18 protein-coding genes are annotated in these 19,051 nt (G+C 38.9%); 9 read left to right on the plus strand and 9 right to left on the minus strand.

Annotated features, from left to right (window positions below):
• Positions 1-11 precede the first annotated feature (11 nt).
• From SCI76_RS02665 to recQ, 4 genes are all read right to left on the minus strand, one after another.
• Positions 12-1,460 (minus strand): aldehyde dehydrogenase, encoded by a 1,449-nt coding sequence (locus SCI76_RS02665; protein WP_221833364.1) that lies wholly within the window; start codon positions 1,458-1,460, stop codon positions 12-14.
• 82 nt (positions 1,461-1,542) lie between these two features.
• Positions 1,543-2,526, minus strand: a complete 984-nt coding sequence (gene speB, locus SCI76_RS02670) for an agmatinase (protein ID WP_063248037.1) — start codon at positions 2,524-2,526, stop codon at positions 1,543-1,545.
• A 217-nt stretch (positions 2,527-2,743) separates the two neighbouring features.
• Complete coding sequence (locus tag SCI76_RS02675; protein ID WP_048020999.1) at positions 2,744-4,126, minus strand: sigma-54-dependent Fis family transcriptional regulator; 1,383 nt, start codon at positions 4,124-4,126, stop codon at positions 2,744-2,746.
• A 108-nt stretch (positions 4,127-4,234) separates the two neighbouring features.
• Positions 4,235-6,370 carry a DNA helicase RecQ gene (recQ, locus tag SCI76_RS02680; protein WP_221833365.1) on the minus strand — a complete coding sequence of 712 codons (2,136 nt, stop codon included), beginning with the start codon at positions 6,368-6,370 and terminating at the stop codon, positions 4,235-4,237.
• A 289-nt stretch (positions 6,371-6,659) separates the two neighbouring features.
• Here recQ and SCI76_RS02685 point away from each other — a divergent pair, with 289 nt between their 5' ends.
• From SCI76_RS02685 to SCI76_RS02705, 5 genes are all read left to right on the plus strand, one after another.
• A complete protein-coding gene (locus SCI76_RS02685) occupies positions 6,660-7,079 on the plus strand; it encodes a hypothetical protein (protein ID WP_033578925.1) in 420 nt (139 codons plus the stop codon).
• A gap of 337 nt (positions 7,080-7,416) precedes the next feature.
• Positions 7,417-7,743, plus strand: a complete 327-nt coding sequence (locus SCI76_RS02690) for a general stress protein (RefSeq protein ID WP_013056955.1) — start codon at positions 7,417-7,419, stop codon at positions 7,741-7,743.
• Between the two features lie 111 nt (positions 7,744-7,854).
• Positions 7,855-8,121 (plus strand): hypothetical protein, encoded by a 267-nt coding sequence (locus SCI76_RS02695; protein ID WP_407545018.1) that lies wholly within the window; start codon positions 7,855-7,857, stop codon positions 8,119-8,121.
• Positions 8,122-8,385: 264 nt separating this feature from the next.
• Complete coding sequence (locus SCI76_RS02700; protein WP_033578924.1) at positions 8,386-8,940, plus strand: DUF3231 family protein; 555 nt, start codon at positions 8,386-8,388, stop codon at positions 8,938-8,940.
• 64 nt (positions 8,941-9,004) lie between these two features.
• Positions 9,005-9,298, plus strand: a complete 294-nt coding sequence (locus SCI76_RS02705) for a hypothetical protein (RefSeq protein WP_028413425.1) — start codon at positions 9,005-9,007, stop codon at positions 9,296-9,298.
• A gap of 27 nt (positions 9,299-9,325) precedes the next feature.
• On the opposite strand, the gene SCI76_RS02710 is transcribed toward SCI76_RS02705, so the two are convergent.
• Both SCI76_RS02710 and SCI76_RS02715 read right to left on the minus strand, forming a co-directional pair.
• Complete coding sequence (locus SCI76_RS02710; RefSeq protein ID WP_310884431.1) at positions 9,326-11,503, minus strand: FUSC family protein; 2,178 nt, start codon at positions 11,501-11,503, stop codon at positions 9,326-9,328.
• Between the two features lie 186 nt (positions 11,504-11,689).
• On the minus strand, positions 11,690-12,505 hold the full coding sequence (locus SCI76_RS02715; protein WP_034265927.1) for a hypothetical protein: 816 nt from the start codon (positions 12,503-12,505) through the stop codon (positions 11,690-11,692).
• Between the two features lie 178 nt (positions 12,506-12,683).
• On the opposite strand from SCI76_RS02715, the gene SCI76_RS02720 reads away from it, so the two are divergent.
• A complete protein-coding gene (locus SCI76_RS02720) occupies positions 12,684-13,622 on the plus strand; it encodes a VanW family protein (protein WP_048021008.1) in 939 nt (312 codons plus the stop codon).
• Between the two features lie 73 nt (positions 13,623-13,695).
• Here SCI76_RS02720 and SCI76_RS02725 read toward each other — a convergent pair whose 3' ends face one another.
• The 3 genes from SCI76_RS02725 to SCI76_RS02735 all read right to left on the minus strand — a co-directional run bounded on the left by SCI76_RS02725 (position 13,696) and on the right by SCI76_RS02735 (position 14,821).
• On the minus strand, positions 13,696-13,818 hold the full coding sequence (locus tag SCI76_RS02725; RefSeq protein ID WP_013083059.1) for a YjcZ family sporulation protein: 123 nt from the start codon (positions 13,816-13,818) through the stop codon (positions 13,696-13,698).
• A gap of 188 nt (positions 13,819-14,006) precedes the next feature.
• The gene (locus SCI76_RS02730) at positions 14,007-14,519 is read right to left on the minus strand and encodes a GNAT family protein (RefSeq protein WP_328174869.1); all 513 of its coding nucleotides are present in this window, start codon (positions 14,517-14,519) and stop codon (positions 14,007-14,009) included.
• Between the two features lie 74 nt (positions 14,520-14,593).
• A complete protein-coding gene (locus SCI76_RS02735; protein ID WP_048021012.1) occupies positions 14,594-14,821 on the minus strand; it encodes a hypothetical protein in 228 nt (75 codons plus the stop codon).
• 145 nt (positions 14,822-14,966) lie between these two features.
• Between SCI76_RS02735 and SCI76_RS02740 the strand changes: the two genes are divergently transcribed.
• The 3 genes from SCI76_RS02740 to SCI76_RS02750 are packed head-to-tail and all read left to right on the plus strand — an operon-like array spanning position 14,967 to position 18,923.
• On the plus strand, positions 14,967-16,589 hold the full coding sequence (locus SCI76_RS02740; RefSeq protein WP_221833367.1) for a spore germination protein: 1,623 nt from the start codon (positions 14,967-14,969) through the stop codon (positions 16,587-16,589).
• Complete coding sequence (locus tag SCI76_RS02745; RefSeq protein WP_168760735.1) at positions 16,579-17,802, plus strand: Ger(x)C family spore germination protein; 1,224 nt, start codon at positions 16,579-16,581, stop codon at positions 17,800-17,802. The genes SCI76_RS02740 and SCI76_RS02745 overlap by 11 nt, the downstream gene beginning before the upstream one ends.
• Before the next feature lie 20 nt (positions 17,803-17,822).
• Positions 17,823-18,923 (plus strand): GerAB/ArcD/ProY family transporter, encoded by a 1,101-nt coding sequence (locus tag SCI76_RS02750; protein WP_155008136.1) that lies wholly within the window; start codon positions 17,823-17,825, stop codon positions 18,921-18,923.
• The last annotated feature ends 128 nt before the right edge of the window (positions 18,924-19,051 follow it).

A 19,051-nucleotide genomic window follows, 5' to 3' on the forward strand; every position in this document is an offset into this window, starting at 1 on the left:
ACCTTTCACTTTTATTGATACCAATTGGCTCGAGCTAACTTGGAATTTGTATTCACATGTTTTATTTCAGTAAAAGCAGCTAATCCTGATGGACCTAGCTCCCGGCCAATGCCGCTTTCTTTAAAACCGCCCCAAGCCGTTTCAATATGAGGCGTATGGTAGCCGTTGATCCAAATCGTTCCCGCTTGAAGCTGTTCAGCAACTCGCTCTGCTTTCTCTACATCATTCGTTAAAATCCCTGCAGCTAAACCAAATCTCGTACCGTTAGCAAGTGCTATGGCTTCTTCTTCACTTGAAAAAGATTGAACGGTAATGACGGGACCAAATATTTCTTCTTGGACGATTTTCATATGCTGCTCCACGTCAACGAGCACCGCTGGCGTTATATAGTTTCCACCTTCGCAGTCAATTAACGTTCCTCCTGTTAATAAATTCGCACCTTCTTCTTGACCTAGCTTAATAAAACTCTGTATTTTATTCAGATGCTCCTTGCTAATAACCGGGCCCATCTCCGTTTCTTCTCTTAAGGGGTTACCAATTTTTATAGCAGCAACAGCTTCCGTAAGAGCAGAAAGAAACGAGTTATAAATAGATTCGTGTACGAGTATACGCGATGAAGCTACACACACTTGTCCTTGGTTAAAAAATGAGCCAAACATTGTCCAGTCTACTGCAATATCAATTTCGCTATCTTCAAAAATAAGAAGCGGAGATTTCCCTCCCAGTTCAAGCGAAACTCTTTTCATCTCTTTTGCGCACTGCTGATAAATACGTTTGCCTGTTTCTGATCCTCCTGTAAAAGAGACTTTGGCTACGTCTTTGTGTTCAACAAGGGCACTTCCCACTTCACCATCTCCTGTAAGTAAATTAAACACGCCTTCTGGTATACCAGTTTTTTTATATAGTGAAGCTAACTTTAAAAAAGAAAGCGGCGTTAATTCTGACGGCTTAAACACCACCGTATTTCCAGCTGCTAATGCAGGAGCCAGCTTCCACATGCCAAGCAACAAAGGGAAATTCCAAGGAACGATTAGCGCGCATACGCCAATAGGTTCTTGAATGATTTTACTGCTTGTGTCGTCGAACATGTTCTTTGTCCACGGCTGATTTTCTTCTATTAAATTTGCGTAATATCTTAAACAATTAATTGTATCTTCAATATCTAACTGCGCTTCTTTTATCAGTTTGCCAGTATTTAATGTTTCTGTTTCAGCGAATATACTCGCTTCACTTTCTAATAAGTCTGCTAGTTTCGTAAGCACCTCTACACGCAGTGATTTATTTTTCTTCCATTCACTTTGTTCAAAAGCCTGCTTTGCTTTACCTACCGCTTCCTCTACTTGTTGAAGCGACGAATCAAACACTTCCGCTATAATCTTATTGGTCGCTGGGTTGATTATTTCTCTTTTACATGGTTTTGCTTGTTTCTTATCTATTTTTACATTTACTTGCCCGTTCATAGTCAAACACCCCTCATAGAGAACTCTTATATAAAAATGGGAAGATAATAGTACCTTCCCACTTTTACCGTCTTGCTTATATTCAGTCGCGTGCTTTCACTAACAGCGCTTCTTCTTCTTTTGCTTTTTTTCTTAACGCAATAAGTGTGATAAATTCATAGACAATATTAGCGGCCGCCGCTGCTGTAATTTGGCCATGATCATAAGCTGGCAGTACTTCTACTAAATCAAAACCGACAAAATCAATATTTGTTAAGCCTCGAACGAATTGAAGCGCATCGTCAATACTTGCACCTGAGACTTCAGGCGTTCCTGTTCCCGGCGCGTAAACTGGATCTAAAAAGTCAATGTCAAACGATAAAAATACGGGTCCTTCCCCTACACGCTCATGAATAATGTCTAACATTCTATCAACGCCCATTTTTTTATATTCATTTGTCGTATACAAAGCTAAACCTAAGTTCTTTGCATCTTCTAAATCTTCAATACCGTACAGACCGCCTCGCATACCGATTTGAATCGAGCGCGATACGTCGATTAACCCTTCTTCAATCGCTCGTCTGAATACCGTACCGTGATTGTATTTCTGTTCAAAATAACTATCCCACGTATCAGAATGAGCATCAAACTGGAGAAGTGCTACCGGTCCGTGCTTTTTCGCGATGGCACGAAGTTCACCAAGGGTCATCGAATGATCACCGCCCAGTGAGATAGGAATAATTCCTTCATTCACAACCGGTGCTAGCCCTTCTTCAATTTTTTTATACGTTTCTAAAATATACCCGGGAACCACTGATAAATCGCCGTAGTCCACGCCTGAGATGTAATCAAAAATATTAATCTTTTGTTCTGGGTTATACGGGCGGAGCAAAATGGAGAAATCTCGAATGGCTTCCGGTCCAAAACGTGCTCCTGTTCGAAAAGATTGACCTGAATCAAATGGAATACCTGTGACAATAAAATCCATTTCTGAATTTACTTGTTCTACATACGGAAGTCTCATAAATGTGCGTGGTCCGCAAAAACGCGGAGATTCAAATGAATTTTTCGGCTGATATTTTGGCATAATTTATTCCTCCTAGTGGGTTTCATTCATTAGCGCCGCATCATTATTTTAAATACTGACGCTTTTTATTTAGATACTTTTTATTAATGCAAAATGCATGCCAATTTTTATTATCTTATTCCGCGCAATTATGGACGATTTTTAATTCATAATAGAATCAAAACAAAAAAACTGATTCAGTATTGAATCAGCTAATTCATTTTGAATTAAAGTCTCATTATTTTATATTGTACTTTCGTAAACGTCTTACGACCGTAGGCTGGCTGATTCCTAATGTGTTTGCCATTTCATACGTTGTTTGACACTGACGATAAGCGCGAATCAGCCAGTTTTTCTCCACTTCTGCAAGTGCTTGCTGAAGCGTCATTCCCTGAGAGGTTAACGTGTCAAGAGGCTCCCATTCTTCTTTTTCACTGCTGCTATTTTCTGAATAAAACGGGAGGTCTTGAGGCGAGATGCTGTTTTCATCCGTTGTTAACACGAGGCGTTCAATTGTATTTTCAAGTTCGCGCACATTTCCGGGCCACGGATGTTCAAGAAGCAGATTTAATGCTTCTGCATGAAAAAATTTCTTCATGTTATATTTTTCATTTTGTTTATGTAACACGTGATAAAGTAGTGCCGCGATGTCTTCTTTTCGCTCGCGAAGCGGCGGAATGGTAATCGGAATAACGTGTAAACGATAAAACAAATCTTCACGAAACGTTCCTTTTTTGACCATTTCTTCAAGCGGCTGATTTGTGGCTACAATCAGCCTGAAGTTTACGTGTTTGGCTCGTTCACTTCCAATTTTGGTGACTGTTTTTTCTTGCAGCACTTTTAACAGCTTCACTTGCATATCAAGAGGAAGTTCCCCTATTTCATCTAAAAAAAGCGTGCCGTTATGAGCTAATTCAAACTTTCCTATTTTCCCTTTTGTACTGGCACCTGTAAAAGAGCCTGCTTCGTATCCAAACATTTCAGATTCGAACAAACTAGCTGGAATGGCTCCGCAGTTAATTTCAATAAACGGCTCTTCTTTTCGATCACTTCCATAGTGTAAAGCACGGGCAAAAGCCGTTTTACCAACACCCGATTCACCTAGCAGCACAACCGTTGCATCGCTGTCTGCCACGCGATTAATAATCGACCATACCTTTTTCACCGATCCACTTCGTATGACCATCTCATTTGACTGTTGTTCCCGAAGCTCTTCCACTTCGAGCTGATATGTTTTCATTTTCACTTCGAGCTGCTGATAATCTTCTTTTAAGCGCTGAAGCTCTGTTAAGTCATGCGAAAAGCTAATGACTCTTTTCATACACTGATGTTCATCATACACGGGAATACCGGTTGCCATTACAACTTTTCCCGTTTCTGTTTGTTGCATCAGCTGTACTTCTTTCTTTTTCTTTAACACTTCAATCGTAACGGAAGGTGAAAAGATCCCACGGTCTTGCAATTCGTATACCGTTCGTCCCACTAACTCTGACACGTCATACCCGTATATATCACGGCAGTTTTGACTTGCTCGTAAAATACACCCTTTTTCATCAGTGATCACGATATTGTCGTGAGAAGCATGCAAAATAGCTTCAAGCTCTCGTTCAATCATCTCCATTCAGTCCTCCTTTTTATGTAATCTGATTTTTCTAACATTTACACATATTATTTTATCAGTAAACTCGCTTACTCAACACAAAAAGCTCCTTTAATAGGAGCTTTTTGTTTACGATAGCTGCTTCATTTTTTGTTTAAATAGAGCTACTTTAATCATAAAATAAGTGATGTTTTCAGGTAATTCTTCTTTGATTGGCTTTAACTTTTCATCGCCTACTGACGAAGCGGCTTGTAAAATAAGCTGTTCGTCTTCATCCGAAAGAAAAGGTGACCAGTCGATTTCTTTTTCTTCTTCCGCGCATTTAAACAAATGGTTTTCAATGGTAATGCGGCTCAGTTCACGTTCTTCAGCAATTTCATCTAACGATTTTCCTTGCTGAAATAGCTCATACGTCATTAAGTGAGAGCCTTCTTTTGATGATGCTCTTGCTTTTTTCGGAGCAGGAGCTGACACTTCTCGCTTTCGGTCTGGATGGTCTTCGCAAAACTGTTTGATTTCAGTCGTGAATCGTTCTCCGTATCGCTCTTGTTTTTGCTCTCCGACTCCTTTTACAGTGGCAAACTGTTCAAGCGTTACCGGAAGTTTTGTACACATATCATGAAGAGTGTCGTCTGAGAAAATGACAAAAGGAGGCACGCCGGCTTCGTCTGCTAGCTGCTTTCGAACGGAGCGCAAATGAGCAAACAGCTCGTCGTCTTGGACAATTTGCTTCACTTCCATTTGTTCTTTTCTCATCACTTTTTCCGTACCAAGAAGCACACCTTTTCCTTTGGCCGCTACGGATAAAGTAGGAAATGACCCTTGTCCTACTAAAATAAACTGCTCTGAAATCAAATACTCGATAAAATCGCTCACTTCTTTAGCCGACCGGTCGCTCATGACGCCGTACGTTTTCAGTTTATCGAAACCAAAATCAACTACTTTTTTATTTCGAGAACCCGTTAACACTTGAGCAATCATCATTTTACCGAAACGTTCGCCCATACGAATCATACAAGATAACACTTTTTGCGTATCGACCGTTACGTCTATTTCTACACGATCATCCGTACAGTTGCTGCAGCGGCCGCACTCATGCGCTTCACTTTCTCCAAAATAATGAAGAATATACGCCTGCAAACAGCCTTCTGTATGACAGTAGTTCACCATACTTTGCAGTTTTTCAAGTTCTTGAATTTGCTTTTTAGGATTCGACGTTGACTGTTCAATCAAAAAGCGCTGCACGCGAATATCTTGAGGTGAATAAAGCACGATACACTCACTTGGCAGTCCGTCACGACCAGCACGTCCTGCTTCTTGATAATAGCTTTCCATATTTTTTGGAAGCTGATAGTGAAGAACAAAGCGAATATTCGATTTATCAATTCCCATCCCAAACGCAGAAGTGGCTATCATTACCTGAACATCATCTTGAAGAAAGCGATTTTGCTCTTCATCACGGCTGTTTGCGTTCATACCAGCATGGTATTTTGATACGTTAACTCCTGATTTTTGCAATCTAGCGTGAAGCTCTTCAACATCTTTACGCGTAGCGGCATAAATGATGCCTGCTTCTTGATCATTTTTACGGATATACTGATCAATATAGCTGATTCGATCCTGACCTTTCACAACCGCAAACGATAAATTTTCACGTTCAAAACCAGTCATCACTGTATACTCTTCGTTAATATGAAGAGCTCGGCAAATATCTTCACGCACTTGAGGCGTCGCAGTAGCCGTCAGCCCCATCACAATCGGCGCGTTAGACAGCTTGCTGATTAGTTCATTGATGCGTAAGTAACTCGGTCTGAAATCATGCCCCCACTGTGAAATACAGTGCGCTTCATCTACCGCTACAAGCGGAATAGGAAGCATTTGAAGCTGTTCTAAAAACTGCGGAGACTCCAGTCGCTCCGGTGCTACATAAAGCAACTTATATTCTCCCAGTGCTACTTCTTCTAAGCGCTGCTGCACTTCCGTGTACGTCAGCGAGCTGTTAATATATGTGGCCGGAATACCCGCTGCGTTCAGCGTATCCACTTGGTCTTTCATCAAAGAAATCAACGGAGAAATAACCAGTGTCGTTCCTTCTAATAGCAAGGAAGGAATCTGATAACAAAGTGATTTCCCTCCCCCTGTTGGCATAATACAAGCGGTATTGTGCCCTTCTAAAACATAACGAATCGACTCTTCCTGTCCTTTTCGAAATGAATCATAGCCAAAATAGGACTGTAAATGTGTTAAAGCTTGTTCAAATTGCAAAATTTCGTCCTCCTTTAAAATAAGTAGAAATGGTAGTTGAGGGATTCATTAGAAGGAATTGAGACGTAGGATTTTATTTTATCAAATCTTAGAGGAAGTTGCACAGAATTCGTTGATTTAAGGATATAGCAAAAATGATAAGCGAAAAGCCATCAATTTATAACTCTCTTTCCTATCACAAACAATCTTTCCTATCACAAACAATCTTTTTATGTATGTCAGGACTCCTTTCCTAAAAATCTTTCCCCATTCCATTCTTTTTTCCTGTATACTTAAGAATAGGAAAGAGGTGCTTATCACGAGACATCCTGTAGAAACGATTTATTATTTAGAAAATCCACAGCGTAATATCTCAACATATGCTTCCACAACTCAGTTAACGGTTGAGTCTGTTGTGAAAGATGTGTTTGGTGTTGCTTGCGTAGCAGATATTAAAATTATGCTTCAATATAATAAAGAATTCCGCAAAAGTATTAGTCAATTACACAATGCGATGGACGATGATCTTACGTTAGAAATGGTTTTTCGAGTTGCTTCAAAAGAAGATTTGCTTCGATTTAAAAAACGTTTACTTGAAAGTAGTTTAGATGACGCAGAAACGTCAATAGACTGTCCATTCAGCGCAACCATTCAATTACAAGATGGTCGATATACATGGAACGAGTCTACTTCTGTTTATGAAAAACAAAAAGAACGTCTTTCATCTTAAATTTCTCTATTTTTATGTATGCAAAAAGCCTAGATCTTAGCTGTTTAAGATCTAGGCTTTTTGCAGTTTGTACTGTACCTTAAAAGGTCAAAAAAAAGATGCAGGAAAAAGGCTGGCTAAAGCCTTCTTCTGCTTATTGTCCGCCAGATTCTCCTCAAAGATAACCGCGCTGTTTCCTCTTCTCCTATGTTAGACTTTTTAACTCAATTTTATGAAATAGGTTTTATCTCTTCCAATAACGTGTATACACAAAGCAAGAGGATAAGTTACTTAAACTTCTCTTCATTACTAAACATATTCTAGAAAGTTGTCTATCATACAAGGAGGTTTTTTTGAAATGGTAAATGTAAAAGTAGTTGAAAATGGCGTACAGGCAAAAGATACAATCGAACAATTTTTGCGTGAAGGATTTACAAAAGACGAAGTTTATTTACTTGCACACCATCAAGATCGCTCCGAGGATTTAACAGCTGCAACAAATACAAACAATATCGGCCTTTCTGAACAAGGTGTTTTTGATGCGATTGCGAATGTATTTCGTTCTCGAGGAGACGAGCTTCGTGCCAAAATGCGTTCATTAGGCCTATCACAGCCGGAAGCTGAACGCTATGAAGAAGAATTAGATCACGGCAAAGTAATCGTGGTTGCATCAAAAGTTGCTTAATCTAAAAGCCCTACAGCAGGGCTTTTTTATTTTTGTCTTCTGCCCTTTTTCCCCTTTCATTAAAGAAGTCATTCATACATATAATTGTGAAGATAAGAGTTGCTGTGAGGAGTGATACATTTGATTATAGGAATTGAGTACACAAAGCGTGTGAAAAATGGATTAGTCGTTAAAAATATTCCTTACAAGATACACGATAAACCTTGTGATGAAGGCTGCTGTAAAAATGATAAAACGATAGGCGTCAGAGACAAATTAAGGGTTAATTGGCTGTTAAACGTTTTTATGCCCAGTAAAAATATAACGGTATTTGATTATAAATATTGGTCAGAAGAGCTAACTTCTTTATGGAGAGAGTATCGGAGAAAAACTGTATAATACTCAAGATAAAAAATCTCCTTGATGAGCAAGGAGATTTTTTTCTATTGACTTTATCTTCTAGCACCAACCTATTTATTAAGCATTTCAACAATTTTTATACCTTTAGATGTTTGTACCATCACTATTATAAATTGCTGAATGGGATGCTTTTTCTTCCACTCATCATAATCAATTTTATATGTAACATTTCTTAGCTGTGTTTATCCTTTTCTGCTGAAGGTAATAATGAAGATGCATAAACTATATAAAGGGTGAAAAGTTATGATTAACGTCATTGAGACACTACTTGATTATATAAAGAACTCTTCTACAGATGATCCGCCCCCTCGCCCACATATCGGTGAGACTATGGGATGCTGGCTGTATTTTACTGCTTTAGCGGAAGAAATACCTGCCTTAGAAACTTGTCTTAATACAACAACCAACAGTGAACTGCTTAAGCTTGCTCAAGACTCAAAAAACCTGGCTGAATCTCAGATTGATACACTAAAAAAATTAATGATTAAAGAAGGAATTCCCCTTCCTGAAATACCGGCTACCAAACCGAAATCCGACCCTAACAGTATTCCATTAGGAGCAAAAGCCACGGATTCTGAAATCGCTAACTTAATATCTATAAAAATTGCCTCTAATATCGTCATGTGCAGCACGAATATGGGACAATCTATTAGAACCGATATTGGATTAATGTGGTTGAAATTCCACACTGAAAAGGTCATATTAGGATCAAAAATAAAAATTCTAATGCAGCAAAAAGGATGGCTCAAAATTCCGCCTTATTATTATCCACCTGGAGCCCCTCATAACTCTAATTGAAGTGTTCTTAGGTAAAACAGCATAGATAATCTTACATCCAACACATTTAACGAGGTGCTTGAACATGGATTTCCCTACAATTCATACAAATTTTTGGGACGCAGTCATTGGTGTTCCTGTCGTATTAATCGTGACGCAGCTGATCAAATGGCTTTTTCATCCTAAAAAGCAATTTGTTCCGACTATCGCTTTAGCTGTCGGCGTGCTTTTTTCAGTATTGATCAGTCACCCTCATCATATTATTGCCGGGTTGTTTATGGGATATTTTTATGGATACGCCGCAATTGGAAGCTATGCAGGTCTTAAAACAACGTGGAGAACGATTAGAAAAGATACGTCTCCTTATTCATCAGACTAAAAAACCAGCGAAGTATTCGCTGGTTTTTTAGTCTTCATTACTTATTTCTTCTGCTCCTAGCTCTTTGGCTAAGTGAACAACCGATTGATTGATTTTCCATACGTAATAAATGTTATGCAGCAGCTGCAGATGCTGTAAGTTTCTTGATTGAACGGACGTATCAAAATAATCTAAAGATTGTTCAATCTTTTGTCTTACATCTTCAAGCGTGTATACATACGTTCCTCTTTCTCCTCGTAATGCTTTTTCAAGCTGAGTGAAGTTGCTTGCCACTTTCTCTTCCACTTCCTTTACTACGCCATGAAATTCTGCTTCCTTATAAAAAGCTTCGTTTCTAGTAGAAGATGCCACCAAATGCTTGGCGTAATAATTAATGGCGGTAAAAACGGTCAAAAATTGCTGAAGACGTGAACGGCCAACGAAACCTTTGATAATAGGATCGGAATCGACATGAAGCTGTTTTAGCTTTTTTTCTAATTCCATTCCTTTATCAGCTAAATTGGCAAATGCGTACTGCTTCGTAAAACGATGTAAATAGGTGTGAACAAATTCTTTTAAAGCCGCTACGTATTCTACTGAAGTGTCGGTTACTTTATCTCTTGTTCTTTTAGGAAACACAAGAGCAGATACGGCTAAACCAATTCCAACTCCTACGACCGTATCTAACACGCGAGCCAGTAATAAGCTCTCTGAAATTCCGCCAAGAAGCATGTCATACATAAAGGCCAGCATCATCGTAATCCAAAAACTCATAAACGAATACGTAATGGGAAAGAAATAAAAAGCCATAAACACACAGATAAAAAGCAGCGTTACTTCAAGTATTCCAGGGGAAACGTAGCTTGCAACAACAAAGCCGACAGCTGCTCCTAAAAGCGTGCCTACGCTTCGCTGCACGGCTTTTACAAACGTACTTCCTATCGTTTCTGTACCGAGAAGCACTAAATAGCCTGCTAAGAGCGCCCAATATTGATGCGATGGAGATAAAAACGAGCCAAATATTAATGTCGCAACAGCAGTGATGACCGCTTGAATAGACTTTTTCGTAGACGGTTTTAATCCTTTTTCTTCATCATTATCCTCTTCGTCTTCTTGTTCTTCCGCTTCTTTTTGAGGCTGCTTTTCTTGTTTCACAATTGCTTGCTGCAGCTCATACGCTTCATCAATGACGTGATTTGATATCGTTTCGATACGGCGTATTAAGTAAAGCCAGTCTTTATACCTTTTGTCTTGAGGTTCGAGTTCGCTTAATTTTTGGCGCAGCTCTTGCAAATGCTGAGCTGCATCCGTTAAGGAATGAGTAGGATTTTCATTTAATACCTCTGCTTCGCGAATCGATTCCACTAGCTTTAACAGCACCTGCTGAATATCAAAATGATTAAATGCCTTTAATTCACTGAGTTTTCGGATCGCCGGAGAATATGTCTGCAGCAGCATCACTGTATCAAATACATAAAGGCGCATTTGCTCAGCTGTTACGCCAGGCCATATGTCGTGAGGATCTGTATTTCCAAGCTCTTCTGATGCTACACGGGCATACTCCGCTAGTTTTTTAATATTGCGGTTATACTGTTTGATTTGAGCTGGTTCAATTTGTTTCTTTTGAATTAACTCAATAATTAAATCAAGCACCAAATTTACTTGAATATGAAAGGATTTCATTGAAGACCTTAGCACGTTGGAAGGCCGGTCTTTAAAAATAACAAAATTATAGATAAATGCACAGCAGGCTCCTACTATAACGCCAGCTAACAGCCACGGCAGCTGAGAAAATGTAACGTGTAAAATAGAAGCAAAATAAAACGACATAAATGCTACCATCGACAGAGAGAAGTAGCGAATACCAAATTTCTGTAAATAAAAAGACAAAAACACCAATAGAACGAGAAAAACATTTTCTGCTTGTCCATATCGTGATAAAAACGAGCCAATTCCAAGAGAAACGGCGCTAGAAAGTGCTACTAAGACGGTTGTCACTTTTTTTGCTTTTGTTGTTTCATCATTTACAACCAATATACCCATCAGGCCGATTACGCCGGATAAAATAGCAGCGGTAATTTGAGAGCTTCCCGCTGCTTTTAATACAATCAGCATAATAACGACCGCTGTAATGACACTGATTGTAGCTTTAGAAGCTGTTTTGAGCCTTTTTCGTCCAGGATCTGCAGCGACTAAGCGGCTAAACCAATATGAAAAAATAAACACCCTCTCCTTTCGTGCTGTAAAGTTCTTTGTAGAAAGAGTAATATTATTACTTATACCCTTTTTAATTCTTTTCTATCGTATGTAAGTATGTTTTCACTATAACATTGCAAACGGCTAAAGAGCTAAACAAATGATTAAAAACACATCTGTTTTCTGTCAGATGTGTTTTTTAAAAATAATGGTTCATTACAGTGTAAGAGAAGAAATTTCCCACCCGTTTGTTAACGGATTTCTTTTTAAAGTAAAAACCATCGTTGTCTTGTGAGCCCCTTTATTTTCGTAATAAATAAGGCAATCTACGGAGATTTTCTCTTTTGTTTTATACTTTTTTGCATGAAATAAGTCCGTTTTATAATAAATGGTGGAGATACTATGCAGCTTTGCCCATAGCTTATGCTCTTGCTTTACGCGCAAAACCGGCTGCATTAAGGCATCGTCATCTTGCTTTAATCCGGTTAAAAACATATTGACGACTTCTGCCGGCTCAGCTTTTAATGCATATTCATCAAGCTTTCCTCCTGCTTTTAATACCATTAACTGATGACCTGGATCTACATTTTGAGACTTGTGAGTCGTACTTCCTGCAAAATGAATGCAAAAATGACCGGGGAACCCATTGTCAAGCGCACCGGCTCCATGAGGCATTCCATTCATGGAAGCTGCAAGCATTTGGCCTTTAAATGGAATAAGAACAGCTCTTCGGTTCCAGCTCCATTTTCCATTATATAAGTGCTTCATTACTTTCGTATCTTGACGTGTAAGCGGCTGAACATCTGCGTGGTGTGAGCCTGCTCTTCGCTGCACATAAAAGTAAAAACCGGTTTCTACATCGATTACTTTAAATTTTTTTCCCTTTGGCAGTAAGGTTTCTACACGTTTCCACTTTAATACTTTTCCTGTGTCGCTTACCGGAAAGTACGTAAGGTTTTCTTCTGCTTTCATCTTTTGGGGATGCACAAAAAAACTAATAAGCATAAAGACTAAAATCATTAATTTTATCATTGTCTACCCTCATTACCTTGTAGTTTCTCTATGTAATATGCGAAAGTACACATACAATTATAAATAGAAATTTTTACACGCTCGTCTCATGGAAAATAATACAAAAAAGAGCTTGTGAATCCTATACATTAAACGGTTCATTTTATTCATACTAACAGGTGAAAGCGAGGTATATGATATGAATTTCACTTGGATGATTGGACTTTTAATGCTTATTCAACCTCTTTCTACACAAGACCACCTATCTATTACTCATGACGGTAAACCAATTGAACGGATTGAACGGGACAAAGTGGCAGTACCTCTTCTTCCTGTACCCATGGTGGATCATGATCGATACAATCTTCTTCTAAAAGAATTGGATAAAAAAACATATAGAGAGCCCATAAATGCCCGCATTGATAAAAACGGACAAATTGTTCCTGAGCAAGCGGGTGTCAAACTATATCATAAAGATTTTGCCGAGAAATTTTATACTTATTTTTTTAACGGCGGTACGTCAATCTTAGAAATCCCGACGCTTCCTGTTCCGCCTCGCGTGGATAAGGAGCTGCTTGCAACGATTCGTATTAAGCAAATCGGTCATTATCATACGGTATTTAACCCCCATAATAAAAATCGTTCTCACAATATTTCTCTTGCAGCTGAATCACTAGACAGCAGCGTCATATTTCCTGGGGAAGTTTTCTCTTTTAATCAAACCGTTGGAAAAAGAACGGCAGCAAAAGGGTATATGCGTGCCCCAATCATTGTAAAAGGAGAGTATTCTGAAGGAGTTGGAGGAGGAATTTGCCAAGTTTCTTCTACTTTATTTAACGCCGTCGATAACGCTGGCGTCACGATTACGCAGCGCTACTCACACAGCCGCAGTGTTTCCTACGTACCTCCTGGGCGAGACGCTACCGTCAGCTGGTATGGACCTGACTTTCATTTTAAAAATACGTATAGTGATCCTTTGTTGATTCGAGCACAGGTTCAAGGCGGAGTCGTAAGCGTAGCCGTTTATTCTACCGATGCGATTGAATATAAGCCTCGCCGCGTGCCTTGGGCTTCTAATAACCTATTGTTGAAAGAAAAAAAAGCTGAATCACATGTTGATACTGGGCCTACCGATTAATCATCTTTTCCAGCATTTTATAATGAGCATAAAAAAGCCTAAAGGGTATCCTTTAGGCTATTCAGTGATCTACTTAGCAGCCGTAGTAGCCACCGTAACCACCGCTATAACAACTACATCCGATAATTACTAATAGGATAAATAATACAACTAATAAAGCGAAACCAGAACCAAATCCACATCCAGCATTAGACATACAAGCACTCCCTTTCAATGTGATTTTCTGTTGCTAAAACAAAGAAGGTTCAAACATGGGGTGTTTCTCATGGATAGCTTATTGTATGTCTGCCTAGACGTTTTGGTTTGCTGTTCTGCTCATTTTTTAAAAATTGGGCTTGTTTTCGTCTTTATAACTCGGAAAATGTAATTCCGTAAGAGTAAAGCTCATTTCCACTCTTCCTTTAAAATCGCGTAATAATATTCATCCCACCATCCTTTTTCAGTTGGAATACATTTTTTGAAATACCCTTCTCTTCTCATCCCGATTTTCTCCATAACACGATAAGAAGACGTATTCTCAGGTTGACAAGTAGCAATAATCCGATGCAGGTTCATTGTATTAAAGGCGTAGTCCACGATTGCTTTTGCCGCTTCTGACGCATATCCTTTCTGATGATAGAGAGAATTAAATACCCAGCCAATTTCATAAGTATGGTATCCAAAATAGTTGAAAAAGACGATATGACCAATTAGGGTTTTTTCGTTTTTTAATAAAACTGGAAAATTTTTAACGTTTTCTTCCATATTTTCATTTACAAATTTCTTCGCATCATCCTTACTAAAAACACCTTCTGGTATGTATTTCATGACATCAGCATCAGATGTATATGCGTAGACATCTTGCCAATCTTCATAGTTAAATTTGCGTATTAGTAATCTGTTAGTCTCAATATCCATATCTCCCCTATCTCAAAGCTACCTTCTATACGCTTGTTTCGATAGCGAAGAGATAAAAACCTCTTTGCAACAAATTACTGTTGTTTTTGTTGCCGCTTCTTTAAAAAAAGATAAAGCGACTCTGCAAAAAAGAAAAATAAAAGAGAAAAAAGGACAAATAATTCGGCTACTTCCATTACACGAAACGGGCTTAACGCATTGTATAGTGCCTGCAGTATGTTCGTTCCTTGAAAAAGATCAATTCCTATAGAAAGAGCGACCACAGATCCAAATAGCAGCAGGCTAACTCCAATAATTTTCATATGTCTACTCCTCACCTAATCATTACTTACCTCATAGGTTAGTCATTTTCATTTACCATCATGCAAAAGATATTTTGTTAAAAATTACATAATTATACGGTTTTTGGTCAAATTAATAAAAACTACAGTAAGGGTGCTTTCATTTATGCCTTCGTTCTTTAAAAATCAAAAATCTAAAAATAAGCTTCAACCTCAGGCAAATCAAACAAGCAGCGAACAAGCAGCTTCTTCTCTTAAGAATTTGCTGTCTGAGAACCTTACCCTCATTAAAGAGAAAACTGGAAACAGCTCAGATATTGTGATTCGTCATTTTAAACTAGGTGTCAATAACAGCTTGGCTGCTGCTATCGTCTATATAGAAGGGATTGTAGATAATCAGGCTATTCAAGATTACTTACTGCAGTCTCTGATGAAAGATAATCAAAAAAATGACCTAAACGATCAAAATGCATTAGAGTTAATCTCCGAAGACATTGTCACAATCGGCAATGTATCGTTTGCAGACAACTGGGATGATTTACTGTCTTCTTTGATGTCAGGAGACAGCCTTCTTATTGTCGATGGCATAAACCGCGTACTCAGCGTGAGTACACAAGGCGGTGAAAAGCGTGCCATTGCAGAATCTACTACAGAAATGGTAGTTCGGGGACCAAAAGGCGCCTTTACTGAGTCTATTGGCACAAACTTAGCTATGGTGCGCCGAATTATTAAAACACCTGACTTATGGCTAGAGTCGATGAAGATTGGCCGGGTAACTAAAACGGATGTCACTGTTATGTATATTCATGGCATCGCAAACGATAAAGTTGTAAAAGAAATTCGAAAGCGATTAAAAAACATTGATATTGATAGTATTTTGGAATCAGGTTATGTTGAGCAGCTGATTGAAGATCAAACAATCACTCCTTTTCCCACTATTTATAACACAGAAAGACCCGACGTGGTGGCAGGTAACCTTTTGGAAGGAAGAATTGCTATTTTTGTGGACGGAACTCCTTTTGTCCTTATTGCTCCCGCGTTGTTCATTCAATTTTTCCAATCGGCCGAAGATTACTACGCACGCTTTGACATTGCCACATCCATTCGTCTTTTGCGGGTGTTTATGTTTATGATTTCACTTATCGCTCCTGCTACGTACGTGGCGGTTACGACATTTCATCAAGAAATGGTACCTACAACGCTTATCGTAGCTCTTGCAGCACAGCGAGAATCCGTTCCATTTCCCGCGTTTGTGGAAGCTTTTTTTATGGAAGTCACCTTTGAAATTTTGCGTGAAGCGGGGATTCGTTTACCAAAAGCTATCGGATCTGCTGTATCAATCGTCGGGGCTCTTGTTATTGGGCAAGCAGCGGTTCAAGCGGGGATCGTCTCACCAGCTATGGTTATTATTGTATCGATTACAGCCATTGCTAGCTTTGCTACACCGTCTTTCGATATGGCTATTTCAGCGCGTTTAATTCGTTTTTTATTTATACTAGGAGCGGCTACATTCGGTTTCTATGGCATTATCCTCATTCTTTTAATGGGAGTTGGACACCTGTGCAGCTTACGTTCGTTTGGTGTTCCTTACATGACGCCATTAGCACCCTTTATTCCTGCAAGCAATGAAGATACATTGCTGCGGTTACCTTGGTGGACGATGAGAAGAAGACCTAAATTAATTAGTGATAACAAAGTTCGTCAAAGCAAACATCAAAAGCCTGAGCCTCCTTCTTCAAGAGGTATGATTAACCAGGAACTTGAAAAAGGTGATCAAAATGAAACGTAAAAGTTTATTTTTACTGGTAATGACCATAATGATGGTATTGCTTACTGGCTGCTGGAGTAAAAAAGAATTAACAGACCTTGCATTTGTATCGGCAATGGGCATTGATAAAACGAAAAACGGACGGTATGAGCTTACCTTTCAAATTATTAACCCGGGAAACGTAGCTGGCTTACAAGGGGGCGGCGGTACCCAAAGTCCGCCTGTTACGATCTATTCTGCTTCTGGCGATAATTTAGTTGAAGCAAGCAGACGCGCTTCAGCTAGAATTTCCCGAAGACTTTATTATGCCCATACCAACTTAGTCGTGATCGGAGAAAAACTAGCGCGTGAAGAAGGAATTAACATTCTTATTGATTCTATTGATCGCGATCCTGAGTTTCGAATTACGACTTCCCTAGTCATCGCAAACCAGTCAAGTGCTGCTGATTTGGTAAAAGCACTAACGCCTGTCGATAAAATTCCAGCAAACAAAATTATGAAAACGCTGGAGTTCACTCAAAGAAAATGGGGAGAAAATCTAAAGGTTTCCTTTCAAGAAGTGATGAGGTCTCTCGAATCTCCCGGAGGAGAAGCACTAGTCTCGGGTTTTCGTTTAGTTGGAAATCCTCAACAAGCAGAAAAATTAGATAACCTCCAGCAAAGCGCACCAGAAGCTACCCTTCGTGCTTCTGGCATTGCTGTTTTTAAAAATGGAAAGTTAATCGACTGGTTGTACAATAGTCCAGCCAGAGGCAGCGTTTGGATTCTTGATAAAATACAAGGAACGGATATTAATATAGATTGGAAAGGAAAAAAAGAAGCGCTTGCCTATCAAACAGTTCGTCAAAAAACGGATGTATCTGTAAAAATGAAAAAAGGAAAACCTTACGTGTCCGTTCACACTCGCGTAGAAGGCGATCTTGGAGAAGTGGAGGTCCCTGTTGATACACGTCAACCTGCCGTAATCAAAAAAATGGAAAAAGCTGCAGGTAAAGAAATAAAAAAAGAATTACAAACAGCTATTAAACAAGCTCAGACAGACAAAGTTGACATCTTTGGGTTTGGAGAAGCACTGGAACGCACGCGCCCCAATCAGTGGGAAAAATTCAAATCAGAATGGGATGACGTTTATTTTCCAAAATTAGATGTAGACGTTACAGTAGAAGCTTACATTCGCCGAACGGGTCTGCGCAATAAATCGTTTCTCTCTAGCGTAAAAGAAAAACAACAATGAGGTAAGGAGGTTCTGGCTATATGGAAAAAGCAAAAATCAGCGCCACTCAATTATTCATTCTCATGGTATTATTCGAACTGGGAAGCGCTTTATTAGTTCCTCTTGCAATGAGAGCGAAGCAAGATGCATGGCTAGCTATTTTAATTGGAATGCTGTGCAGTTTTTTTTTCTTCTTAGTCTATCATAAGCTCTATTCCTACTATCCGGACCTCCTCCCTACAGAATACATGCAGAAAATTTTAGGTAAGGCACTGGGAACACTTCTTGCATTCGTATATATTGTCTATTTTTTATACGATGCATCACGAGTTCTAAGAGATTTCGGAGAAATGCTTCTTACTTTTGCTTATCCGGATACGCCTTTATTTATTGCCAATGCCTTATTGATGCTGGTCATTATCTATATAACCCGAAAAGGAATTGAAGCGATAGCGAGATCAGGAGAGCTTCTGTTTATTTTTATGTATTTTCTAGCTATTGCAGGCTTCATCTTAATTATTAGCTCAGGATTAGTTGATTTTAAGAACTTGCAGCCGGTATTAAAAGAAGGAATACTTCCTGTTGCCAAAGTTGCTTTGACCGAAACGCTATATTTTCCTTTCACAGAAGCTATTGTATTTACTATGCTTCTTCCTTACTTAAGCAACCCCAAAAAAGCAAGTGTGACCATGCTATGCGCAACGGGATTAAGCGGAATTAATCTAATTATTACGATGATTATTAACATTAGCGTGCTTGGAGTTGATCTGACGACAAGGTCACAGTTTCCTCTTCTTAGTACTGTCCAAACGATCCAAGTAGCTGATTTTTTAGAGCGTCTAGATGTATTTTTTATGTTCGCTATGGTGATTGGGATTTATTTCAAAGTTAGCATCTTGTTTTATGCTTCTATAATAGGTACAGCTACTTTATTTAAAATTAAATCTCCTTCACGTCTAGCGTATCCTTTAGGCATCATTGTGTTGTTTTTGTCGATTACAATCGCTAGTAATTTTCAAGAACACCTTTATGAAGGATTACACGTAGCGAGATTTCTTTTGCATATGCCGCTATTTTCTATCATACCCCTACTGCTTCTGATTATCGCCTTTTTGAAGAATAGGAAGAAGCAGCACAGATAGTGTATCTCTACTAAATAGAAAAAATGACGTTAAAATTATTGAGGTGATGTGCGTGTATATATGGTTTTATGATCATTTTGTTAATACCATCTTATTTCCGCTTACTTGTATCATGCTAGTGTGCCTGT

Source organism: Priestia sp. HNGD-A6 (assembly GCF_045784335.1).
GTDB lineage: Bacteria > Bacillota > Bacilli > Bacillales > Bacillaceae_H > Priestia > Priestia zanthoxyli.